The organism is Streptomyces cyslabdanicus, assembly GCF_052663305.1.
This window is the reverse complement of record NZ_JBQRUW010000037.1, coordinates 1-23,084: the sequence shown is the minus strand read 5'-3', so window position 1 is coordinate 23,084 and position 23,084 is coordinate 1. Positions and strand designations below refer to the sequence as shown.

At 68.6% G+C, this 23,084-nt stretch carries 17 protein-coding genes and 1 pseudogene; 5 read left to right on the top strand and 13 right to left on the bottom strand.

Going from position 1 to position 23,084, the window contains the following annotated elements:
- Positions 1-247: 247 nt before the first annotated feature.
- Both ACTYVM_RS21455 and ACTYVM_RS21450 read left to right on the top strand, forming a co-directional pair.
- A complete protein-coding gene (locus ACTYVM_RS21455) occupies positions 248-706 on the top strand; it encodes a hypothetical protein (protein WP_445527474.1) in 459 nt (152 codons plus the stop codon).
- Between the two features lie 111 nt (positions 707-817).
- Positions 818-1,543 (top strand): hypothetical protein, encoded by a 726-nt coding sequence (locus tag ACTYVM_RS21450; protein ID WP_445527473.1) that lies wholly within the window; start codon positions 818-820, stop codon positions 1,541-1,543.
- 216 nt (positions 1,544-1,759) lie between these two features.
- On the opposite strand, the gene ACTYVM_RS21445 is transcribed toward ACTYVM_RS21450, so the two are convergent.
- From ACTYVM_RS21445 to ACTYVM_RS21400, 10 genes are all read right to left on the bottom strand, one after another.
- Positions 1,760-2,437, bottom strand: a complete 678-nt coding sequence (locus ACTYVM_RS21445; protein WP_445527472.1) for a hypothetical protein — start codon at positions 2,435-2,437, stop codon at positions 1,760-1,762.
- A gap of 600 nt (positions 2,438-3,037) precedes the next feature.
- The gene (locus ACTYVM_RS21440; RefSeq protein WP_445527471.1) at positions 3,038-4,561 is read right to left on the bottom strand and encodes a serine/threonine-protein kinase; all 1,524 of its coding nucleotides are present in this window, start codon (positions 4,559-4,561) and stop codon (positions 3,038-3,040) included.
- Between the two features lie 180 nt (positions 4,562-4,741).
- Positions 4,742-5,047, bottom strand: coding sequence for a hypothetical protein (locus tag ACTYVM_RS21435; RefSeq protein WP_445527470.1), 306 nt, complete (start codon positions 5,045-5,047; stop codon positions 4,742-4,744).
- A gap of 115 nt (positions 5,048-5,162) precedes the next feature.
- Positions 5,163-5,303 (bottom strand): hypothetical protein, encoded by a 141-nt coding sequence (locus ACTYVM_RS21430; RefSeq protein WP_445527469.1) that lies wholly within the window; start codon positions 5,301-5,303, stop codon positions 5,163-5,165.
- Positions 5,304-5,420: 117 nt separating this feature from the next.
- Positions 5,421-5,996 carry a hypothetical protein gene (locus ACTYVM_RS21425; RefSeq protein WP_445527468.1) on the bottom strand — a complete coding sequence of 192 codons (576 nt, stop codon included), beginning with the start codon at positions 5,994-5,996 and terminating at the stop codon, positions 5,421-5,423.
- Complete coding sequence (locus tag ACTYVM_RS21420) at positions 5,993-6,592, bottom strand: recombinase family protein (protein ID WP_445527467.1); 600 nt, start codon at positions 6,590-6,592, stop codon at positions 5,993-5,995. The genes ACTYVM_RS21425 and ACTYVM_RS21420 overlap by 4 nt, the downstream gene beginning before the upstream one ends.
- Before the next feature lie 145 nt (positions 6,593-6,737).
- Positions 6,738-9,755: an NACHT domain-containing protein gene (locus ACTYVM_RS21415; RefSeq protein WP_445527466.1), complete on the bottom strand. Its 3,018-nt coding sequence runs from the start codon at positions 9,753-9,755 to the stop codon at positions 6,738-6,740.
- Positions 9,756-9,847: 92 nt separating this feature from the next.
- The gene (locus tag ACTYVM_RS21410) at positions 9,848-13,138 is read right to left on the bottom strand and encodes a Tn3 family transposase (protein ID WP_445527465.1); all 3,291 of its coding nucleotides are present in this window, start codon (positions 13,136-13,138) and stop codon (positions 9,848-9,850) included.
- A gap of 310 nt (positions 13,139-13,448) precedes the next feature.
- Positions 13,449-14,600 carry a helix-turn-helix domain-containing protein gene (locus tag ACTYVM_RS21405; protein ID WP_445527464.1) on the bottom strand — a complete coding sequence of 384 codons (1,152 nt, stop codon included), beginning with the start codon at positions 14,598-14,600 and terminating at the stop codon, positions 13,449-13,451.
- A gap of 343 nt (positions 14,601-14,943) precedes the next feature.
- A complete protein-coding gene (locus ACTYVM_RS21400) occupies positions 14,944-15,087 on the bottom strand; it encodes a hypothetical protein (protein ID WP_390877456.1) in 144 nt (47 codons plus the stop codon).
- Positions 15,088-15,442: 355 nt separating this feature from the next.
- On the opposite strand from ACTYVM_RS21400, the gene ACTYVM_RS21395 reads away from it, so the two are divergent.
- On the top strand, positions 15,443-16,519 hold the full coding sequence (locus tag ACTYVM_RS21395) for a tyrosine-type recombinase/integrase (protein WP_445527463.1): 1,077 nt from the start codon (positions 15,443-15,445) through the stop codon (positions 16,517-16,519).
- Between the two features lie 123 nt (positions 16,520-16,642).
- Here the strand turns inward: ACTYVM_RS21395 and ACTYVM_RS21390 are convergent, their stop codons facing one another.
- Complete coding sequence (locus ACTYVM_RS21390; RefSeq protein ID WP_445527462.1) at positions 16,643-16,867, bottom strand: dTMP kinase; 225 nt, start codon at positions 16,865-16,867, stop codon at positions 16,643-16,645.
- Positions 16,868-17,046: 179 nt separating this feature from the next.
- On the opposite strand from ACTYVM_RS21390, the gene ACTYVM_RS21385 reads away from it, so the two are divergent.
- Complete coding sequence (locus ACTYVM_RS21385; protein WP_445527461.1) at positions 17,047-19,095, top strand: tetratricopeptide repeat protein; 2,049 nt, start codon at positions 17,047-17,049, stop codon at positions 19,093-19,095.
- A gap of 266 nt (positions 19,096-19,361) precedes the next feature.
- Positions 19,362-19,994, top strand: coding sequence for an HAD family hydrolase (locus ACTYVM_RS21380; protein WP_445527460.1), 633 nt, complete (start codon positions 19,362-19,364; stop codon positions 19,992-19,994).
- Positions 19,995-20,440: 446 nt separating this feature from the next.
- Here the strand turns inward: ACTYVM_RS21380 and ACTYVM_RS21375 are convergent.
- Positions 20,441-20,911: pseudogene (locus ACTYVM_RS21375) on the bottom strand (transposase); the annotation flags it as partial.
- A 13-nt stretch (positions 20,912-20,924) separates the two neighbouring features.
- Positions 20,925-23,030, bottom strand: a complete 2,106-nt coding sequence (locus ACTYVM_RS21370; RefSeq protein WP_445527459.1) for an ISAzo13 family transposase — start codon at positions 23,028-23,030, stop codon at positions 20,925-20,927.
- Positions 23,031-23,084: the final 54 nt, after the last annotated feature.

Sequence of the window (23,084 nt, the reverse complement as noted above, 5' to 3'; positions counted from 1 at the left end):
TACCTGGGCTACGCGGCCCTGCGAAATCCCCGGGGACCCGAAGGCACTTGCGGCGAGTACTTGAAGGCCAAGGCATGGCCCACGCTTCAGCGCGCCAGCCCGGCAGCTCCATGGCGGCCCTCCCCGACCGGGCGGGCCGTCGAGGTGGCCGATGTCGGCGTTCCGCTCTTCTCTCAGACACGGCTTCCGGGACGGAAGATTTTCGAAACGGGCCACCCGAGGAGGCGGTCGGCGGCAGGATCGCGCCATGATCCAGTTCCTCAGTGGCGCCGGCACGGCGCTCTTCAGCGCGGTCCTGACCTGGTGTCTGACGACGGCCACCAAGAGGCGCACGGACACAAAGGCGGATCGGGCCATGGTGAGGGCGCAAGCCGACCCCCTGATCGTCGCGGTCTCCGAGGTACGCGCCATGGCCGGGGCCAACAAGCTGCTGTGGGGCAGATGGAAGGAGACCGGCCGATCACTCCTCTTGGCGCTCGTGGCAGGCGCTGGTGGGGCGGCCCGTACTGCCGCCGTCGCCCCCAGGGACGATCGCGGGGAATGGCTGGCCATTGCCGCCGGACTCGGCGCGGTCCGAGCGCTCTACGACGAACCCGGCGGCAGGCGTCCGGGGACCCGCCACATCGCTGACGCCTTGAAACGACACGAACTCGCCTGCTCTGCCGGGAAGCCCGGAAGCGCGTCGAGGCGCGGGAGCCGGAACTGAAGGCCATGCCGCCCGCCTGACGACCGTGAGGTGCACGACCACTGAGAGGCGCCATGGCGTGGTGCCGTCTGCGGACCTACATTCCGGAGGAACTGTCACAGAGGGGGGCGCATGGCACAGAGGAAGTACGACAACGCCACACTCGCCGGGCTGATGACCCTGTGCAGGGGCTACTGCTACTGGCCCAGGTGCACAAGCCGCGTCATCACGGTGGTCAACGGTGTGCCCAAGCTGAACGCGGAGATCGCCCACATCAGGGCCATCAACCGTGGCGGGAAACGGTTCGACGCCACGTGGTCCGTGCCGGAGCGCAACAGCTTCAAGAACCTGCTGTTGCTGTGCGTTCCCCACCACACCACCATCGACGGCGCCAGCAGCGCCGACTACCCGGTGGAGATCCTCGAAAAGTGGAAGGCCAGCCGCGAGGGCGAGAGCGTCGAGGCGCTGGAGGGCCTCACCGGACTGACCGAAGCCCGTCTGGGCGAGATGCTCGCCGAGGCGCAGGGGCAGTTCCTGGACCAGGTCCGTCCGGCACTGGCCGAGTTCTCCAAGACCGCCCCGGAGCTGGCCGGCCTCCTCAACACCCTGCTGGATGAGCTGGCCGATCCTCGCATCCACGGTTTCGGCATCGACCCCGACTCCATCGAGTTGTTCAGTGACGCTGCTCGGTCGTTGGGCAGCTTCGAGGACAACGTCGGCCTCCTGGCGTCGGCTGCCGACAGCCTCGGGAACCTGGACGGCAGGGCCGCACTGCTGATGAAGGCCGCGCAGCGAATGGAGAACGCCGCCACGGCGATCCGTAGCGCCATAGACGACATGCCACGAGGCCGCTGGTGAGCTCTGCCAGCCAGGAACAGACCAGGCGCATCACGCCCTTCGTGACGTCGGACTCCGCCGCGGCTCTGACGGAACGTGTCGAGCCGCCCGGAAGCGCGTCGAGGCGAAGGAGCGGGAGCTGAAGAAGCTGCCGCCTGTCTGAAGGCCGTCATGACAGGAGCCCTGGGACCGTTGGAGGATCGCCTCCTGGTCCCGGGCTCCGCTGCGCGTGAAGGGTCAGAGGCAGGAGCCCTCCTTCTCGGCACTGTCGGGCCGGATGCAGGCGGTGCCAGCGGCGTACTCGCCGCCCCGGTCGAGGACCTGGAGGGTCGCCGTCTCATCGATCTCCCACCAGGCCGCGAAGGCCTCGGCGATGTACTGGGACTGCTTCTCCAGGTCCATCATCTTGTCCAGCTCCACCACGTCGCCGTCGTCTATGGCCTCGTAGTCGATGGTCGGGTAATCGGAGCTGACCTCCAGGGCCGGGCGGAACAACTTGCGCTCGTAGCCCCGCCATCCCTTGAGGTGCTTGACAGCCTTCTTCTGGCGAGCGGTCCCGTGCTTGGCCACGAACTTCCTGAACTGTTCAAAGGTGCCAGGGGTGTCGGCGATCTCCGCGAGGGTCATCGTGACCTTCTTCGGTCGCTCCGGGGTGAGGCTGGCCGGCGGGCTGGTGCGGTTGGGGGTGGGGCTGACCGACGGGCGTGTGTGCTCGGGGGTGGGGCTGACCGACGGGCGTGTGTGCTCGGGGGTGGGGCTGACCGACGGGCTTTCGACGCTCGCGGTAGCACTGGGCTTGGCCGTTGACGCAGCGTCCGACTTGTCGTCGCTGCCGCCACACTGAGACGCCATCGACCAGATGAGCGCGATGATCACGAGGGCGCCACACCCCAGGGCCGATTCGTTGTTGCTCACGTACACGATCTCCATCACCAGTGCTGGAGGGGTCACCGACAGGCGTCACCGCAGGTAGGAGTCCCCCTCGTCCGTGACGTGTGATCGTACATGTGGACGAGCTGTGAAGAGATCGCGACCCTTGAGTGTAGGTAGACCCTCGAAGGACCTGCCGGAATCAACCCCATCAATCCCCTATCCCGGCAGGATGATCCCCATGCAGGCAGAGACGTTGGCGGGACTGATCGGCTTCGGGGGCGCAGTCGTAGGTGTAGGCGGAGCGTTGCTGGACGCATGGATCCAGCAGTCCATTGCCGCGAAGACCGCACAGCGGGAACGCCAGGAACAGCGCGGTCCGGCATGTGCAACATCCCGCGAGTTTGCCGTGCCCCTCGGTTCCTCGGCATGGGGCCTGACCAGGCACCTTGTTGCCCTCTGCCTGTGCGTCTGTGTAGGGATCATGATGGTTCTTCAGGAATCCCGAAGGTCCATCATGATCTATGCGGATCCACTGCTCCCGTCTGCCGGGCTGACCTGCGGCAACGGGAGATGAAAGCCAGGACGAACCCGCGGGATGTCGCATAGGACGCTGTTTCCCCCTCAACTCTCTAGGGCTGCTAGCTAGGAGTCATCCCCTACCAGGGAAGCGAGGTGGTTGAGGAGCTGGTCGAGCTCTGCGGTACTGGTGAACTCGTGATGCTTTTCGGCGTCAGCGAGTTTGTGCCGGACGTCGCGGACCCGTTTCCGTACGTCCTTGGTCTTGTCCTTTCCTTTCTCCCTGCCCTCGGCCAGCTTGTCCCCGGCCCCGGAGAGCTTGTGCTCCAGATCGTCGGCGAGGTTCGGGTCGAGGCGGCCTTGGTTCGCGGCGTCGCTCAGCGCCTGGGACAACTGGCTCAGCAGCACCCCGGGATCGTCCGACAATGCGGCGGGTGCGTCGACGGCCACGGCAGTGGCGGTGGCTGACCCACGCTCCGGCAGAGGCGACGCTGAATCATCGGCGGCGGACGGCGCAGTCCCCTGGGGCGGGGCGGCTGACACTGAAGCATCGGTGACGGGCGGCAGGGCGGGCGAATCGGAGGCGAGGTCCGCGGGGTCGGGCTGGAACAGGAAGAAACCCACGGCCGCCAGGACAGCCGCTGCGATCCCGGAGATCGCGACCGTGCGTGGCCGGCGGCTACGGCTGCGAGATCGTCGTGTCGTGGGGGCCGGCAGCACGGCTGTACGGTCCACCACGGAGCCCCGCCCCGGGGCAGGCGGTGGTGTGAGCCCCGCCGACGGCGTCGCGCTCCACCTCTCGGGGGCGGACAGACAGTCGGCAACCGCCTCGGCGTCCGGGCGGTTTTCCGGCTCCTTGGCGAGCAGCGACAAGACGAGTTGTTCGAGTTCCGCCGGAAGCTCCGCCCCCACGCTGTGCGGGGGCAACGGCGACTCCTGGACATGCTGGTAGAGCAGCGCCGTCGGAGTGTCCGCGCGGAACGGGGGGTGCCCGGCGAGGAGCTCGTACAGTACGCAGCCGAGGGCGTACATGTCGGAGGCAGGGCCGGCGTCCTTTCCGAGGGCGCGTTCGGGGGCAAGGTAGGAAACCGTTCCCACGATCATGCCCGCGCTGGTGAGCGCGGCCGCCGTGTCATCGGCGAGACGGGCGATACCGAAGTCCACCACCTTGACCGTGCCGTCCGGAACCAGAAGGAGGTTGGCAGGCTTGATGTCGCGGTGGATGATGCCCTGCCGGTGCGCGGTGGCCAGGCCCGAGGCGGTCTGGCTGCCGATGGCAGCCACCTCGTGGGGCGTGAGAGGTCTCCCCGAGGCCAGCCGCTCGGCGAGACTGTGCCCCTGGACCATCTCCATGACCAGGTACAGGCGGCCGTCGGCCTGGCCGAAGTCGTATACGGCGACGACGTTGGGGTGGCTCAAGCGAGCGGTCGTCTGCGCCTCCTGGTGGAAGCGGGCCGCGGCCGTCGGGTCAACGCCACCGGCCAGGAGCAACTTGACCGCGACCGGGCGGCCGAGAAGCTGGTCGCGTGCGCGCCAGACCTCTCCCATTCCACCTCGGCCGAGGAGCTCCTCGAGCTGGTACCGACCCGCCAACCACACGCCGAACGCCCCCACATAGCCGTCAGAACCGAACTCACAGGTACGCACCATGCCGGATCGCAGCTGCCGGCTCACCACGGCATCGGGAGCACATTTCGTTCACGAGATGAGACACCGCCCGGTCAGGACCGCTGACCGTGCGGTGGCCGGGTCGCGAGCCAATGCTGATGAGGCCCGCTCGCCAAGGCCTCGGCAGGCTATCAGGCCATGATCCACTCGAGTGGAGAGCCATCACCGCGGCAGGGTGGCTGCCGGGTGGGAAGGGCGCCGGCGGCAACGCGCCTTCGCGTGTTCCTGCCGCACCGCGAGAATCGGGCGATGACCGACCGCCGCCCGCTGGGCACCGGACCCGACCGCGCCGACGTCTCCCGCACGCGAGACACCGAGCTGCCGCCCGCGCCACGCGCCCAGCTCGCCGCCGAACTCCTCCCCGCGTGCCGGCTTGCCCAAGCACAGACGAAGGTCAGCCCTGCCATCGCGGCGAGCCAGGTAGCGCGGCTCACTGATCGCCACGGAAGTGGTTACGGAGATCGTCACGGCAGTCGTCCTCGGTGCCGACCTGGACTCGCGAGAAGACCAGCACTCCGTCTCCCTTGCCTTCCTGCTTGGCCTTGGCCAGCTGCGTCTCGATGTCCGCGATGCGCTCGGCGCACTAGGTACTGACGGACTTCTCGTGCTGCGGGGCCGGTGCCAAGGAGGCGTTCAGTTCGGCGGTGGCGGCGAGGCCAGCCGCGCACAGCACCGCCCACGCGGCAACCCACGAGCGGCGGCTCATCCGTAGCGGCTTGGGCATCCAGGCATCCTACGAGCGCCGCGGCGGGCTGTCGCCGAATCGGAACTTCTTGAGGTGCCGTTAACGGATCTGGCACCAGCCCCAAATGGCGCCTGCCGACTCCGTTGACCTGTGGATTCAGGCGGTGGTGCGGGCGGTCGCGTCCGGCTCGCGGAGGGCGTCGGAGTAGTACCGGCGGCGTTCGGCAATGAGCGCAGTGACGTCGTCGTCAGTTGCCTCCGGGATCTCGTGCAGGTGCTGCAGCAGGTTGTCGCGCTGTTCGTGGCCGGAGTTGGCGACGTGGGCGACAGTGCGGGCCGTTCCTCCTCCGGCGAGCAGCAGCCGGTGTGGGAGGCCGCACCAGGTGTCGAAGTTGGTTGTGATCACCCGCCACAGGTGCCAGACGTCGTCGGGCTGGCGGTGCTCGGCGAGCAGGAGCGCGGCGATTTCGATGCTGTGGCTGAAGCCCCAGCAATGGCGATGGAACTGTGCCTCCTGGTCCAGCAGGAAGCGGGCGAAGTCGTGGTCCACCAGGCCTGGGGCGAGGATGAGCGTGTCCAGGACGTCCCGGCGGTCCTTCCACCACCGGTCCAGGGGCAGGCCGGCCTCGTCGTGGGCTGCTTCGAACCCCAGGAGGTCCCAGCGCTCGGGATCCTCGGCCCACCAGGCGCCGTCGAGGGTGTTGTCGTCGGTGTCGCATGCTTGCGTGGTCACGCGCGGGTTCCCGGTGAGGTCGCCGCGGCGGCGCGTTCCAGCACGCGGTATACCGTCGCCCGGCTGACGGAGAACAGTTCGGCGAGATCGGCGATGGCGTGCTCGCCGGTGGCGTGCTGCTCGACCAGGTGGGCCCGCTGTCGGGCCGTCAGCTTGGGCTGCTTGCCCTTCAGCTTGCCCTTCGCCCTGGCGACCGCCATTCCCTCCCGGGTCCGCAGCCGCAGGAGGTCCACCTCGAACTCGGCGAAGGTGGCCGGGATGTTGAAGAACATCTTGCCCATGGGGTCGGCCGGGTCGTAGAGGCTGCCGCCGAGGGAGAGCCGGACGCCGCGCGCGACGAGGGAGTCGCCGATGTCGCGGGCGTCGGGCACTGAGCGGGCGAGGCGGTCGAGCTTGGGCACCACGAGGGTGTCACCGGCGCGCACGGAGGCGAGCGCCTGGTCCAGGCCCGGCCGGTTGCGGTGGGTGCCGGTCAGTCCACGATCGAGGTAGATCCGGTCTTCGGGGACGCCGAGACCGATCAGGATCTCCCGCTGGGCGGTGAGGTCCTGGGCGTCGGTCGAGCAGCGGACGTAGCCCGTGAGGAGTCCGGTCACAGCGCGGAGTGTACGGATAGCCCCCGCTGACCGTACAGATCACCGGACACCCTAAATGAGACGGCGTCCGGGCTGGTCACCGTCTCCAGGGGCCGACGACTGCTGGTGTTCGTTGGGGGATCCCCTACCGAACATTTCTACGTCCTCATGCTTCCGATCCATTCGAGCCATTATCAACCCCCGAATCTCGGCCGCCCGCATGCGGACGTTGTCGTCGGGTGGTGTCGTTGGCGAGGCGGGCCAGCAGGGCTGCACCGGCCTCCCGGTCCAGCCGGGCCAGATCTTCGGCCGCATGCACACGGTCGCGGTCGTCGAGGGTGGTGTCGTTGGCGAGGCGGGCCAGCAGGGCTGCACCGGCCTCCCGGTCCACCCGGGCCAGATCCCCGGCCGCATGCACACGGTCGCGGTCGTCGAGGGTGGTGTCGTTGGCGAGGCGGGCCAGCAGGGCTGCACCGGCCTCCCGGTCCACCCAGGCCAGATCCCCGGCCGCCTGCACACGGATGTAGCCGCGGAGGGTGGTGTCGTTGGCGAAGCGGGCCAGCAGGGCTGCACCAGCCTCCCGGTCCACCCAGGCCAGAGCCCCGGCCGCCTGCACACGCACGTAGCCGCGGAGGGTGGTGTCGTTGGCGAAGCGGGCCAGCAGGGCTGCACCGGCCTCCCGGTCCACCCGGGACAGAGCCCCGGCCGCCTGCACACGGACGTAGCCGTCGAGGGTGGTGTCGTTGGCGAAGCGGGCCAGCAGGGCTGCACCGGCCTCCTGGTCCACCCGGGACAGAGCCCCGGCCGCCTGCACACGGACGTAGCCGTCGAGGGTGGTGTCGTTGGCGAAGCGGGCCAGCAGGGCTGTACCGGCCTCCTGGTCCACCCGGGACAGAGCCCCGGCCGCCTGCACACGGACGTAGCCGTCGAGGGTGGTGTCGTTGGCGAAGCGGGCCAGCAGGGCTGTACCGGCCTCCCGGTCCACCCAGGCCAGAGCCCCGGCCGCCTGCACACGGACGTAGCCGTCGAGGGTGGTGTCGTTGGCGAAGCGGGCCAGCAGGGCTGTACCGGCCTCCCGGTCCACCCAGGCCAGATCCCCGGCCGCCTGCACACGGACGCGGTCGTCGAGGGTGGTGTCGTTGGCGAAGCGGGCCAGCAGGGCTGTACCGGCCTCCCGGTCCACCCGGGACAGAGCCCCGGCCGCCCGCACACGGACGTAGCCGTCGAGGGTGGTGTCGTTGGCGAAGCGGGCCAGTTGGGCGGCGGTGGAGCGGAGAGGGAGGTTGGTCCTCAGGTTCACCTGTGTGATGAGGAATTGGCAGGCTTCCACTCTTCCGTGTGCGGTGAGTTCTTTTACGTACTGGGTGGTCTCGGCGGCGATGCGGTCTTGGGGGGCGAGGAGTCCGTCGAGGAGGAAGCCGAGGTAGGAGTCGTCCAGGGTGGGCAGTGCCAGCCGGCCATCGGCAGGACGACGGGACGCGATCAGGTCGTGCAGGAGTCGGCTACGGGCCTGCTCGTCGCGGGTGGCGTGGCGGGCGGCGTGGTATTCGAGGAGGGTCTGGTGGAGGAAGTCGAAGTCGTTCGCGCGCTGGGCCAGGATGCCGGTGGGCCGCAAGAGATCGCTCAGAAATGAGTGCCAGAGGTGCTGTTTCACCTTCTGCGGGCGGCTGGCCTGCAGGTGTGAGGCCACTATTTCGACGGCGAACGCGGTGCTGCCGTGGACCCTTTCGTGGGCGAGGTGGTCGATCAGCTCTGGCAGGTGATCGCGTACCTGTTCGGCGGCCTGTTCGGCGGCCTGGTTGTCCCTGGGGATCTGGTGGCGGTCCTTCAGCCGGCGGATGGCCTGGTCATGGGTGTTCTTGATGTTCTTGTGGGCGTTCTGCTCGTAGATCAGTTCGATGAATGACTGGTAGGCCCCGGTACGTCCGTCGGGCAGGGGACGGGCGGGGTCGGCCGCGTAGAGCTGGCACAGCATGGAGGCCATCAGCGGGGTACGGGCCAGGACCTCCAGACGGGAGCGCTCAAGCCCGGCCAGAAAAGCGTCGGCGTGGAGGCCGGGGTCGTCCAGGGTGCGGAACCAGTGTGTGGCGTAGGTGAGCAGGTCATCGGGGGAGAAGGGCTGTAGTTCGTAGCGCGGCACGGGCTGGCCCAGTGCGCCGAGTTCTGTCGCGGGCAGGGGTCGGGTCGCTACGACGAACCGGTACAGTCCCGTCCCGGCCGCGGCCGTGTTGGCGAGCATCGTCAGAACAGTGCTGCGGGTATCGGTGTCGGGGATCTCGTCGAGGCCGTCGACCAGCACCAGCCAGGACACCCCGGCGCGTGGCGGGTGGCGGAAGAAGTCCGCGCCCAGCTCGTCGAGCAGCCCGGCCTGGCGCAGGTCGCCGGTTATGGTTCTGGCGAGGGCCGTGGGTAGGGAGTCCGTGCCGGTCAGGGCGGATGCGCTCACCATGACCGGGATCGTTTTCCCGGTGGTGCCGCTCAGCCAGCTGTCGGCGGAGTCGGCCAGGGTAGCGCGGAGCAGTGTGGATTTGCCGCCGCCGGGTCCGCCCAGCAGCACGCACGTCGCAGCGTTTTCCCGGAAGACCTCGGTGGCGGGCACCACGGGGCCGGTCTGGTTCCCGCCCATCGCGGCGTTGCCCGGGCTCGGGCTGTCCTGGTCGTCCGCTGCCCGGGCATGAGTCTGTTGGTGCACGTAGACATCGGCGAGCGCGGGCAGGCTCGGGGCGCCCGGGACGCCGGGATAGGGATGCTGTCTGGCGGCGTTGCGCGCCGCCGTCAGGTACGCGGTCACCAACGGGGCGTTGACGGGTGCAGGGGTGCGGGGTTGGGTGTCTTTGGCCTGTTCCCAGCGGGTCTTCCACAGTGCCTCGGTGGCCATCCACCGTGCTGTTGCCTGGCCGCGGGAGGGGCCGGTGAGGGTGTCCGGTGACGGCTGTCCGGACCACTCCAGCAGCACCCGGACCAGGGCCCACAGGGAGCGGAAGTCCTTGGCCGGGCTGCCCGCTTCGAACCAGCCGCCCACCGTGGTGGGCCCGAGCTTCGCCAGCCCGGCCTGCTCCAGACGGCGGTTTGCCGCGTCGATCGCCTCTGTGCGGGTTCTGCTCTGAAGTGCCGTCTGCTCCAGTTCCCGCAGTGCCGCGCGCAGCGCCTGCCGTCCCGCGCTGAGGTCCGTTTTCTTGCTCACCGCGCTCCCTCCTGCTCGCCCCGGATCCGGCGGATCCGCTCAGAGCGGGACCGGATACGTGCATGACCTGGCCTTTTGTCGATGCCGTCCGCTCAGTCCGGCACGTCTTCGCCGCCCCGGGCCGCTCTTGTGGGATGGCCCTCGTGCCGTTCGCCGGACGGCGGCACGGACGGAGGGACTGTTATGGACGTCATCGCCTGGGCCCTGGTGCCCGTGGCTGGCATGCTGGTCGCGGCCACCGCGGCCGTGCTGATCGTCGTCGTCGCGCTGAAGGACACTGCCTCGCGGGACCGCGCCACGGTCCTCAGCGCCGTCGCCGAGGTGATCCGTGCCGTGCGGGGCCGCAGGTGACGGCCTGCCATCGGCCTCCGCGGCGCCGGCCGGGTCCGCGTCACCGGACTTCCCCGGCCGCGGCGCGGGTGCCGATGGCCAGCCGGGTACCGAGGTCGAGGCGGACCTCGCCGTAGGGGCGGACGTGTTGCCAGAAGAGCGGGGTCAGGCCGCGCCGGTCGGCCGGGCCGAGCAGCCCGGCCCACCGGGGTTCGGCCAGGACGTCTTGGAGCATGAGGGTGTTGACGTACACCAGCGACGCCTGGAGGATCCGCAGGCACAGCGCGGCACATCTCCACCTCTTCACGCCGGTTGGTGGAGATCTCTCCGCCCTTGCCGTAATAGATCACCGCGTTCGCCGCGTTCCACGACTCCACCACGTTCAGCCCCTCCTCGATCTCCCGCTGAAGATCCCGGTCGAGCAGGTAACGGGCGACAAAGCAGGTGCGCTGGGCGCGGCCGATCTCCAGCATCGCCTGGTAGGCCGGGTGGGCGGCGGCCCGGGTGAAGCGGGACAGGATCGCCTCGGTGGAGGCGGTGCCGGTGCGGATCGCGGTGGCGTACTTGATGACCTGGTCGTAGTTGGCGTTGATGACGTCCCAGCGGATCGGCCGGGTCAACGCCGCCTGCAGGTTCGGGTAGGCGCCGGGCTCGCCGACGTTCGGCCGGTACAGCCGCACCCGGTTGATCTGCTTGATCCGCGGCAGCAGGTCCACGTTCAACAGCCGCGTCACCCCGAAGCCGATTTCGGACTGGCCATGGCTGTCCACATAGTTGCCTTCGACGCTCATCGTGGTGCCGTGCCGGATGGCGCCCTCGACCATCGCCGCCACCTCCGAGGCGGAGGCCCGCAGGGTCTGGGAGTGCACCACCACCGAGCCCCGCTCGACGTGCCAGTACACCAGGATGCCCCGGCCGCCATAGCGGGAGTGCCACTCGGTGAACAGGTTCTGGTCCCACGAGCGGAAGTGCGTGGAGTCCGAGGCCACCGCCGTCGACCCGGAACCCCACAGCCCCGCATCACGGGCGGCGAAGGTGGCATTGGCGATCTCCACGGCGATCTGCCGGGCCGCCTCCGGGGTCAGGTAGCGGCGGCGGACGTAACGGATCTCCTCCTCGGTATGGCCGTGGGCGCCGCCAGCCACCGACCGAATCCCCGCGTTGGTCCCATAGGCGTAGATCGCGAGCATCAGCCGCTCGGCGAGCACCTCGGGCGCCAGGTGCCCGCTGCCGGCCACCGCGGCGACCGCCTTCACGCAGCCGGTGCGCAGCACCGCCTCCTTGAGCATGTCGATCAGCGGCACCGCGTTCCAACGGCGGCTCACCTCGCTCTTGACCCGGCGCAGGTTGCGCGGCTCCTCCTGTGCTTCCGGCGCGGTGAACTTGATCGCCCCGGCCTTGCGCTCGGTGACCTGCACCCAGTCCAGCTCCGGCAGTGCTTCATCGAGATCAGCCAGGGCCTGCTCCATCTCCTGGCGCAGAGAGGTGGTGAACACCGCCGCCTCCAGCGGCTTGCGCAGCTCGCCGTAGTGCTCGGTGCGCCGGGCCTCGAAGTCCTTGGGCAGGTCCTCGTCCGGGTTGCGCCACCGCCCGGCACCGACCACCCACACCTCCTTGCACCGCAGCTGCTCACGCAGGGCCTGGAAGGTGGCTACCTCGTACACCATGCGCACGATCCGCTGCCGGCCGCGCCGGTCCGCCCGGTGCACCAGCTCCGCCCACTGCCCAGTGGTCCCGCGATGGGCCGGCGCCACCTCGCCCAGCGGGTAGTAGGTGGTGTTCCCCGCCTTCGCGTACCGCTGCACGAGCTCCAGTGCGTCGATGACCGGGCGGTACGCAAAGTTGTTGGAGCGGAACTCCAGCACGCCCAGCAACTCGATCAAACCCTTGCGGTAGTGGTTGGTGTACGACGCCTTCAGCGTGGTCTGCACCGTCCGCCGATACACCGGCCTCTTCGTCTTGTACTCGTGCACCAGTTCCCTCAGCGTCTGCTCGCCGCCCCGCACGGCCGGGAAGACCACCTCGCGCACCTCGCCGTCCGGCTCGGCCAGCGACGCCTCGGCGACGGCGAACAGGATGTTCTCCTTGCCCGACACCCGCTTGAAGGCGTTGATCAGCTCGTTCGTCACCTTCCGCTCGGCGCGGGCGCCGATCCGGTGCACCGTGGCGATCAGCAGGTCCACCAACGAGTCGGTGACCTCGCGCTCCCGCTCCACCAGCAGCGCGGACAGCAGGGTCACGGCCGCCTCGTCCGACCGGCGCCGCAGGTGAGACGGCGATTCGACGGCCGCCCGTTGCCGCCAGGAGGCCAGTACCTTCGGCGCCACGTCGGCGAACAGCGACTCGGGCAGGCCGATCGCCCGGATCGCGGTCAGCTTGCGGATCTCCCGCAGCATCGACTCCAGGCTGACGTTGCCCGGCATCGCCTTGACCAGGGACAGCACCGATTCGCTGCCCCCTGCCTCGGCGCCGTCCCGGTCTTCCTCGGCATCGTCAGCGGCGGCGACCAGGGCGAGGACCCGGGCCCGCACCTCCTCCGTCAGCCGAGCCGCGATGCGCGCGAACCAGGTCTCCTCCGCAGTGTGCAGGGCCGAGCGGACCATCCGGGTGATCCGGTCCGGCGTCGGCGGCTCGATGGACTCCTCGCGGCAGTGCTTCAGCAACTCCTCCCGCACCCGGTCGGCGTTCCGCTCCGCATGCGCGACGTTGGCAGCCAGCCAGGCCGTCAGCTTCTCCGCGTCCTGCACCGAGCACACCCGGAACCCCAGGTGCTCGCGTATCTGGGCCCGGTGGTACTCGATCGTGCTGCCGGTCCACTGATAGGAGTCGAACTCCGCAGCCGACACCTTCATCTGCCTGGCGACGAAGGCGACCACCTCGTCCGGGAACTCCGCCCGTCCCTTGGGGAACCGTCCGTGCTGCGTGTAGTGCTTCAGCAGCAACGCGAAGCCCAGCCGCGTCGCGCCGCGCTTCCCCGCCACGAGTTCCAACTCGTCATCGAGCACCGTCCAGTACTCGACCAGCTCGTCCATCCCCGCCGACTGCCGCCCCATGGCCGCACATCATGCCGAAGCACCCCAGGTCCGAACGGCAGATCCATCAAAGCTCTACCGATTTGGGGCTGGTGACACGTTCGTTAATGACACCCGGACCTTGACGAACTGCGGGCCCGTGGAGTGCTCGGGGCGCACCCGACGACGTTCGCGAGCCCGCGACGGACTCTTGGAGCCGGCGGCCGCGCCGATCAGGAACCGCCCCGCCCCTCCTCCTGACCTGCCCTCAACCATCTGCCGCTGACGGCCCGATAGGGCCACTCCGGTGTCGCACTGCCCTCCGCTGACTAGGACGGCGCAGGTCAGCGCATCAATAGCGATAGCGTCGGGGGATGTCGTTCCAGTGCGCGTGGGGGTCGTGTCCCATGATGTGCGCTGTACGCAGACGCCGGCGGGGGGGTATGGACCGCGAGGCAATGGTTGGCCAGCCATAGTACTGCATGTCCGGCCGGATTGCTCCCTGAACTGGGTAAATAGCTCGGTAGTAGGGCAGGGTGTCCACGAAGAAGAGCACACCGGGCGTCGAGAGGCTGATGCTGGTGAGGGATCTCTCGATGAGGTAGGAGTCAAAGATTTTCTCCAGCACAGAGATCGTTGCGCCGTCCAGCAGCGAAGGCTCCAGGCCACCAGGTCCAGCCAGGTAGAGCACGGTCAGGGTGTGCCAGCACTGCTGTGCCATGGGGTTGACCAGGTACTGCTCCAACAGTTCCGCTCCGTGGTCCCGTGCCTGCTCGATCTCGCGCCCGAAACTGCCTACGTCGGACTCGTAGTGGTGGTTCCACCTGGTGGACGTCGTGAAGTCGAGCCGTGCCTGGGCCTGAGCCAGCTGTGAGGCAAGCTGCCGCAGCTCCGCTAGATAGATGTTCATGAGTTGGCTGACCGCGGCTGACCGTGCCCTGAACAGGACGGCCAGCGCTTCCGCCTCGAAGGAGGTGTCCTCTACAGGGGCGAAGGGACCGGGGGTCACCGCGCGCTTGCTTACGTCCTTCAGAACTGCGGCAGCCGCCAACCAGCGCCTCTGTACTGCGGGTATCCGCTGCAGAGCAACGCGCAGCCTGGTGTAGTCGACGCGGAGCACGTTGGCGAGGTCCCAGATCACTCCCGGACGACGCTTGGGCATCACACCGTCGCGCTCGATGCGCCGGTAGGTGTTTACCGCGATCCCCAGTCGAGCTGCGAGGTCGTTCACGGTCAGCCCGCTCGCTACCCGCAAGTCGGAAAGCTGGGTGTCCCTGGTCATCAAGGAAGCTGCCGGCACTCCGACCGCTGCGGCCAGCTGCGCGAGGCGCTGGGGGGACGGGCTGCTGCGGCCGTGCTCGTAGCTGAGGATGAGCGCTTTCGACGTGCCGACCTTGCGTGCCAGGCACGCAGCGGTCAGAGGATGCGCATGTTCCTCACATTTCGCACTCAAGCGGGCGACTCGCAGGGCCGCGCCGTTGAAGCCGGTGACACCCCGTGTCATGCTCACCCTGATCGATCGATGGAACTGTTCAAGTTCACTTCAGGTTCCCCGTAGGGCGTGATATTGCGGTGGAAGTGTACGCTGGACCCGGTTCTAGGTACTGTTGAGAGCCAAAAGATGGTTGGCAGAGAGCCTTTGAGTACCCATGCTGGGGGCCACGTGCAATCCTGCACGTACGGGATTGCACAGCCGGAGCGGGGTCTTCCTCTTGGAGATCACGCTCTCTGCTGACTTGAAAAAAGCAAGATGCCGCGTGCCCTCCCCTGCCACGGATCGAGCACACGGCACCTTGTGTCCGACCGAAGGCGGTCTCGGCTGTTGGCTCAGCCGGGACCGTTTTTCGTTACTGCCAGAGCTTCTCGAACAGGAAGCGAAGAACGGCTACGAGAGCCGCCTTCAGCGCCAGTTCGGCGAGCCGCCGGAGGAACGCCTTCTTGTCGGGCTTCTTCTCACCCTCGGTGGGCGAGTCGTCGTCCGACACGGTCATCACCTCCTTACCCGGGTTCGGTCAACCCGTACGGAGCCGGCCGGCCCCTGACGGGAAGGAGGTTCGCACCATCGTAGCGGCTACCACGACCGTCAAATCCACTACACAGGCGGCCCCCCCTTCTCTACGCGCGCAGACCGGCGCATGCACCAACTGAACAGCGGTTTTTAGCTCCTGAATGTCCGTCACCCATGGCAGAGAGTCACCCTGCCGCAGGACAGGGGCGGATCGGGAACTGGACCACCCTCGGGCTCGTTACGAAGATTGCCAGTCGCAAGCGGAGATTTCTGCGGAAACCCTCTGGCTCCCGGTAACTTGTCTTAACAAGAGTCAGAAACGCCCCAGGGAGCCGCCCATGGAGACCACGCCCATCGCCGTGGAGAACGCCGTCTCCGCCGTCGTCCCGGCGAGCCGGACGGGCGGGCTGTCGGCCGAGGCCCGCGCCGCGGTCGAGGAGGGCATCCCCGCCGAGACCCGCCGCGGCTACGCCGGCGACTGGGCGCGCTTCACCGCCTGGTGCGCGGACACCGGCCGTCAGGCCCTGCCCGCGACCGGCGACACCCTCACCGAGTACATGACCCACCTGAAGGGCGAGGACAAGAGTCCGTCCACCATGGGCCGGGCGCTGGCCTCCATCGCCGTCGCGCACCGTGCCGCCGATCTGCCCAAGCCCTCCACCGTCGGCGCCCGCCGCGTGCTCAAAGGCCACGAGGCCGAGCGCAAGAAGAGCAAGGACCCACGCCGCCGGCCCCGTCGGGCGGCCGCTGCCACCCCGCCCGTGCTCCGGAAGATGGTCGCCGCCACCAACACCACCACCGCCATCGGCCGCCGGGACCTCGCGGTCCTGCTGCTGGGCTTCGCCCTCGCCGCCCGCCGTTCCGAACTGCGGCTGCTGGACTGGACCGACCTCGAGGAGGTCGAGGAGGGCCTGGCCGTCGAGGTCTGGCGACCGAAGGTCAACCACGAAGGCCCGCTCGGCATGCCCTACGGCTCCAACCCGGCCACCTGCCCCGTCCGCGCGGTCCGCTCCTGGCGCCAGTGCCTGATCGAGCACGGCCGCCAGCCGGTCGGCCCCCTTTTCGTGCGCATCGACCGGCACGGCCGCATCGCCCACCCGATGCACCGGCACGGCCAACAGATCGGAGACCCCACCGGCCGGATCACCGGCGAAGGCATCGGAGACGCGGTGACCCGTGCCGCCGCCCGCGCCGCCCTGACCGCCCCCACCCAGCTGCTGCCCGACCTCCCACCCCGCTGGAGCGGACACAGCCTGCGCCGCGGCTTCGCCACCGCCGCCAAACAGGCCGGCGCCGACCTCATCGAGACCGGACGCCACGGCGGCTGGGTCGACGGCTCCAAGTCCCTGGCCGGGTACTTCGAGCAGGCCGGGATGTGGGACGAGACGAACCCGCTGTACGGCATCGGCCTGTAAGACGGCCTCGGGGATCAATGGAACCGCCACTGCCGCCAACCACGGTCCCGTTTCGGGCCGCACGCTACCGGGAGCTGACCCACCCACGAGCCGATGTGCGCGCCTCACGCTCGCGGGACCGTTTTACGGGGCGGGACGACTCTTGGTCAGCAGAGTGCTCAAGTACCGGGTGTGGGCGGTGAGGAGCCTGGTGGCGCGGTCGGTGCCGCCGGGGAGGAACGGCAGCACGACCAGGGCCGGGACCGCGGCGGCGAGACCGAGGAGCACGGCGGGGGTAAGGAGGGCGACGACCAGGACGCGATGGAGCGCGCCCAGGGCGCGCGGGGAGGGAAGCCAGGACAACAGCATGGGAGTCTCCTGTGACCGGGGGATCGGTGGGGCTCGAAGTGGGCTGAGGAAACTCTGCAGCTGTGTTGGGTAGTTCAGGCTCGTCCCGGGCATTGCCGCAGGTAGGGTCCGGAAAACGGCGGTGTTGTCCCGGGACGGGCGGGACAACCGCGTCCCGGACACGGCAAGGGGGAGCACCTATGGCGGGGCGGGGAGGCAGGCCCTGGGGCCCGATCCGGGCCGAGAGCGAAGAGGCGAAGATGCTCGCCGGCTTCCTGCGGGCGCAAGTCGACGCCAGCGGCAAGACGCTGAAGACGCTGGCCGGCGAGATTCACCTCTCCAAGACCCAGATCAGCGAGCGGCTCGCCGGGAAGGTCCCCGACCAGACGTTCGTGACCACCCTGATCCGCGCGACGATCCCGGAGCCGCGGCTGCGCGAGCGGCGCCTGGCCGAAGCCGCCAAACTGCTGCGGGCGGCCGCCCACCCCTCGCCGATGAAACCACCGCCCCCTGTCGCCTCGCCCCTGGAACTTGCCGAGGCCCGGGCCCAGCAGGTTGAGATCTACGACCGGCTCACCCGCTCCCTGGAACAGCAGAACCAACTTCGCGAGGCCGCCGGGAACTCCGCCAAACTCGTCATGGTCCTCCTCGCGATGATCAACAAGCTGGAGCGGCGGATCACCGACCTGACCGGCGAACGCGACCAGCTCCGCGCAGCACATGCCGACCCCGACACCCTGCGCCAGACCCAACAGCAGCTCACCCGCGCGCAGGAACAAGAAAAGCGCGCCGAGCAGGAACTCCAGCGCGCGCAGGAGAAACAACGCCAGGCCGAAGAACTCGCCGCGCGGGTCCAGGCCCAGGTCGACCAGCTCACCGACGAACTCGACCGGCTCCGCACCGGCACGACCCACGACACGACCGACACCGGAGACGACCTCCTGGTCCGCCGGCACGCACAGTCCGCCATGTCCGGCGATCCGGTCGGTGACGACATCGACCAGGCTCTGGCCCGGGCCGCTGCGGTCAACGACCAGGACGACCAGGTGCTGGAGCGCATCACCTACGACCTCATCCCAGACCCCCCTGCGGACGCGGTTGTCCGGGACAACCTGCCGGACAACCCCGTGTCCGGCCCCATCACCGCGGACAACCTGCCCATCCTGCAGGCCGCAGCCGCAGCCGCAGCCGACCACCGCAAGGCCATCTCGCTGTACACCGCCCTTGTCGACGCCACCACGCGCCTCCGCGGTCCCGAGCATCCCAACACCCTCGCCGCCCGGCACCACCTGGCCGCCTGGCGGGTGGAGGCGGGGGATGCGTCCGAGGCCGCCGCCGCGCTTGCCGAGCTGCTGCCCCTCCTAGAGCGGGTGCTCGGTCCTGAACACCACAACACCCTCACCGCCCGACACAACCTGGCCGCCTGGCGGGGAGAGGCGGGGAATGCGTCCGAGGCCGTAGCCGCGCTTGCCGAGCTGCTGCCCCTCCGGGAGCGGGTGCTCGGTCCTGAACACCACAACACCCTCGCCACCCGGCACGAGCTGGCTCGCTGGCGGGGGCAGGCGGGGGATGCGTCCGAGGCCGCCGCCGCGCTTGCCGAGCTGCTGCCCCTCCAGGAGCGGGTGCTCGGTCCTGAACACCACAACACCCTCACTACCCGACACAACCTGGCCGCCTGGCGGGGAGAGGCGGGGAATGCGTCCGAGGCCGTAGCCGCGCTTGCCGAGCTGCTGCCCCTCTGGGAGCGGGTGCTCGGTCCTGAGCACCCCAACTCCCTCGCCACCCGGCACGAGCTGGCTCGCTGGCGGGGGGAGGCGGGGGATGCGTCCGGGGCCGTAGCCGCGCTTGCCGAGCTGCTGCCCCTCCGGGAGCGGGTGTTCGGTCCTGAGCACCCCGGCACCCTCACCACCCGGCACCAGCTGGCTCGCTGGCGGGGGAAGGCGGGGGATGCGTCCGGGGCCGTCGCCGCGCTTGCCGAGCTGCTGCCCCTCTGGGAGCGGGTGCTCGGTCCTGAGCACCCCGGCACCCTCACCACCCGGCACCAGCTGGCTCGCTGGCGGGGGAAGGCGGGGGACGTGTCCGGGGCCGCCGCTGCGTTCGCCGAGCTGCTGCCCCTCTGGGAGCGGGTGCTCGGTCCTGAGCACCACAACACCCTCGCCGCCCAGCACGAGCTGGCTCGCTGGCGGGAGGGGGACACAGCAAGTCGGGCCCGCCCTCGTGCCAAGGCGAGCTGGCTGCGGCGTCCGTAACCGGCTCACCGTGCCGCTGAACACCCTTGTTGCACACACGCCGCAGCCCGCAGGGGCGAGCGAGTCCCTTGTCCATCAACCGATCGGTTGTTGGACACGCAATGAAACGGGTGGCTTCGTTGACCTCGAGTGACAGCGTTTCTTGATGGGTGTCCTGTCTCATGCGACCTTGCCTCTGTCTCATCTGACGTTGTCCGATTCGCGCGTGAGGGACAAGGTCACACGAGACACCGACCGCTCGCTGATCGCTGTGCTATCCAAGGGCAGTGACGACTTTCAAGATCCCCAGCCGCCCCTTCGACGCGGTGCTGTGCGACCTCGACAACGTGATCCGTTTCTACGACTCGAGCCAGCTGGCAGAACTGGAGCGTGCTGCGGGGTTGGCGGAGGGCACGACCGCGAAGGTGGCCTATGCACCTGAGATAGATCTGCCACTGCTCCTAGGCAAGATCACTCAGCAGCAGTGGGTGGAGTCCATCGTGGTCGGCCTTGCGGGCCAGGTGCCGGAGGTGCAGGCGCGTGAGCTGGGTACGGCACTCGCCAGGGCACCGTTCCGGGCGGACGACGTCGTGGTGGCCCTGCTTCGCCGGGTGCGGGCACACATGCCCCTGGTCCTGGTGACGAACGCAACCTTGGAGTTGGAGAACGACCTGGCGTCGATGGGGCTGGCGGATCTCGCGGACCACGTCGTCAGCAGTGCGCGGGTGCAGGCGGTCAAACCGGACCGGAAGATCTACGAGATCGCGGCCGAGCGGGCGGGTGTCACCATGGACCGGTGCCTTTTCGTGGATGACCGGCTGGAGAACATCGAAGCGGCAGTCGCGCTCGGGATGACCAGCGTTCACTACCGCGGACCTGCTGATCTCCGCGAGTCGCTGAGCTTCCTGCTGAACAGCTGAGAGCGCCACAGCGACCGACAGGTGCCGTGACCGTTAGTGCTCACCTCGATGCAGGAAACCGGCCTGGCGCGAACGCACGGCGTAGCCCACCGCCTCATTCACCGACAACGTCAAGTGAGACAACGTCGCCAAGGTACGTCTGAGAGACAACATCAACTGAGACGCGGCCCCGAGTCCGTCTCACGCATCGTTGCATCCGCCCACGTCACAGCACCGACCACCGGCAAGATCGAATGAGAAGGGACAATGGGTTCGGACGGCAGGTATTCACGTTCAGAAGCGGGGATCTTCACGAGAAATGACGTCGCCCCCTGGTGCCTGTCCTTGCCTGGGATCATGCCGGTATGACGATTTCTGCTGTGCTCTTCGACGTAGACGGGGTCCTGGTGGAGGTCACGTCCGCTGGCGTGGTGTATCGACGGCCACTCGGTGATCTCGTTTTGAGGCTATGCGGTGAGTTCGGTGGGCAGGGCGGTCTCGTCGGTTTCTGACTCGATCGGGTGGAGGCGGGCTTTGGCGAGGAGTTCGCGGCCCATGTAGCGGCGGGCTTCGGTCCACTCGTCGTTCTGCTCGGCCAGGACCGCGCCGACGAGCCGGATCACGGCGGTGCGGTCGGGGAAGATGCCGACCACGTCGGTGCGACGGCGGATCTCCTTGTTCAGCCGCTCCTGCGGGTTGTTCGACCAGATCTGCCGCCAGATCTCGCGGGGAAAGGCGGTGAAGGCCAGCAGGTCGTGCTGGGCGGCGTCCAAGTGGGCGGCGGCTTTGGGGAACTTGGCCTCCAGTGCGTCCAGGACGTGTGTCATCTGGGCCTTCACCGCGTCGGTGTCGGGCTGTTCGAAGACGGTCCGCAGCAGGGTGGCGACCCAGGGCTGGGCCGATTTTGGGACCTGGCTCAGCAGATTGCGGGCGTAGTGAAGCTGTAAAGAATCAACCTGTTGGCGTGTCGCTATCCGGTGGGACTGCGGCGAAGAGTTCGTCCGCGGTGCGGTAGCGGGTAGGTGCGGGGACAGGGGTGTGTCCTTCCTGCTGGAGGAGGGGGCGAGTTTCGCGGACGGCATTGCCGGTCGAGGATCGGCAGACGTCGCCGAGTGCCTCGGTGAGGACGTCGAGTGTGCACAGCTTCCGCATGTAGAGGATGGTCAGCAGGACGCGTTCACTGTTGCTGATCTTCTGGGGGAAGACGCCGCTGCGGGTACCGGGCTGGCGCGGGCCGCCGCGTCGTTGATGGCCGAGGCGCTCGGCCAGGGCGGTCTGCCGTGGAGCGAGCCGCTGGGTGAGCTGGTGCAGTTCGTCTCGGGTGAGACCAGTCAGCACGGGATGCGACAGCCGCTCGATGATCCCGTATCGGGCCGGTCGTTGATCGCTGTCCAGGAAGGTGAGCAGGGCATCGGTGGTGGGGAAGCGGACGGCGGCCACGCCGGGATCGTGATCGTGGTCTTCGAGGACTTCGCGGGTCTCCTTGACGTGGTCGGCGATGCAGGTGGCGGTGACCTCCAGCAGGTCGGCGAGCACGTTCAAGGAGCACACCTGGCGCTGGTAGAGGAGTGTCAGCAGCAGGCGGGCGGCATCATCGAACAGGGGCTTGCTGCCTCGCAGCTTGCCAGTCGCGCGGCGGGCCCGGCCGCCGCGTTGTTCGCTGTATCGCTGGTGGGCGCGGGCGGCCTGCGCCGGAGCCAGGGCGGTGGCGAGTTCCTCAAGCCGTGCGCTGCTCAGGCCGGTCAGCCGCTCATCGGCCAGGCGGTGCAACATGGCCTGGCGGCGCCGGGCGGGGCCGCCCGCCTCGCCGACGGGAGCCGGGGCGGCAGCGTCGGAGGCGTCTTGAGGGTGGAGGGTGTAGTTCCAGGTGCTATGGACGGCATGCCGTTCCAGCGGTAGGGCCTGGAAACGCTCTTTGCTAATGGCGATGCCGGTGGGGTAGTCATCGGTATCGAGGACGGCTTCGACGCGCAGACCGCCGCGGGTGCGGGTCGCTGCGATCGTCTTGACGACCACTTCGTGGCTGGTCAGCGGGCGCCCACGCCAGTTGTGGGTGATGTGCGAGAACAGCCGGTGCTCAATCTTGTTCCACTTCGAGGTACCCGGAGGAAAGTGACACACCGTGATGCTCAGGCCCGTCTCTGCGGCCAGGGCGGCCAGTTCACTCTTCCAGACCCGGTAGCGGTAGCCGTTGGAGCCTCCTGCGTCCGAGGTGATCAGCAGCCGGGTGGCGTGGGGGTAGTCGAGGCTGCCTCGTGATTGCCACCAGCGGCGGATCGACTCCACGGCGAAGACGGAGGTGTCGTGGTCGACGCCGACGTTGACCCAGCCTGTGTTGCGGGTGATGTCGTAGATCCCGTACGGGATCGCCTGCTGCACATCCGGGCCGCTGAAGAAGAAGTGGTGGTCCTCGACCTGAACCGGCTCGCCCTTCGGGCGCCACTCCCGCCCAGCCATCGGCAGCCGCCCGATCTGCTCCCGCTTCTTCGTGTCCACGCTGATCATCGGCTCGCCGTCGGCCTGGTGCTGCTTGACCTGCTCGTTGATGTAGCGGAACTGAGCATCCCGGTCCGGGTGCTGGGCGCCTTCGAGGGTCTTGACGTTCGCCTGCAGACTGAAGCCCTCCTGCCGCAGCAGCCGGCCCACCGTCGGCGCGGACACCGGGTGCCCCTGCCTGCTCAGCTCTTCGGCCAGATTGCGCAGGGACTTCGTCGTCCACCGCAACGGAGATTCCGGATCACCCCGCTCGTCCGGCTCGACCAGCCCCAGCAACGCCTTCAACAGTGCAGGATCGATCTCTTCGGCCCGCTTGCGGCCACCACCCGGCGCACGGATACGACCGCTGGGCAACCCGGCACCCGCATCGAGTTCCGACACTCCCCGGCGCACGGTGGTCTCGCTGACCTCGGCGATCCGCGCCACCGTGCGTATGCCGCCGTGCCCGAGCAGCCGGGCCTCCGTCGCCAGGGCCAGTCGCCGCTGTCTCTCGTTCAGATGCGGCAACAACACGGCGAATCTGCAACGGAGTTGGGAGCAGACATCCTCTGGAACCGCCATACCAAGGCAACGAGCCCACAGACGAGAAGCAACACCTTGATTCTTTACAGCTTC

Bases quoted from the DNA above. Each gene is read 5' to 3' on its own strand.
- ACTYVM_RS21455 (WP_445527474.1), top strand. From the start codon at position 248: ATGATCCAGTTCCTCAGTGGCGCCGGCACGGCGCTCTTCAGCGCGGTC.
- ACTYVM_RS21450 (WP_445527473.1), top strand. From the start codon at position 818: ATGGCACAGAGGAAGTACGACAACGCCACACTCGCCGGGCTGATGACC.
- ACTYVM_RS21440 (WP_445527471.1), bottom strand. From the start codon at position 4,561: ATGGTGCGTACCTGTGAGTTCGGTTCTGACGGCTATGTGGGGGCGTTC.
- ACTYVM_RS21430 (WP_445527469.1), bottom strand. From the start codon at position 5,303: ATGCCCAAGCCGCTACGGATGAGCCGCCGCTCGTGGGTTGCCGCGTGG.
- ACTYVM_RS21410 (WP_445527465.1), bottom strand. From the start codon at position 13,138: ATGGGGCGGCAGTCGGCGGGGATGGACGAGCTGGTCGAGTACTGGACG.
- ACTYVM_RS21405 (WP_445527464.1), bottom strand. From the start codon at position 14,600: ATGACACGGGGTGTCACCGGCTTCAACGGCGCGGCCCTGCGAGTCGCC.
- ACTYVM_RS21400 (WP_390877456.1), bottom strand. From the start codon at position 15,087: ATGACCGTGTCGGACGACGACTCGCCCACCGAGGGTGAGAAGAAGCCC.
- ACTYVM_RS21395 (WP_445527463.1), top strand. From the start codon at position 15,443: ATGGAGACCACGCCCATCGCCGTGGAGAACGCCGTCTCCGCCGTCGTC.
- ACTYVM_RS21390 (WP_445527462.1), bottom strand. From the start codon at position 16,867: ATGCTGTTGTCCTGGCTTCCCTCCCCGCGCGCCCTGGGCGCGCTCCAT.
- ACTYVM_RS21385 (WP_445527461.1), top strand. From the start codon at position 17,047: ATGGCGGGGCGGGGAGGCAGGCCCTGGGGCCCGATCCGGGCCGAGAGC.
- ACTYVM_RS21370 (WP_445527459.1), bottom strand. From the start codon at position 23,030: ATGGCGGTTCCAGAGGATGTCTGCTCCCAACTCCGTTGCAGATTCGCC.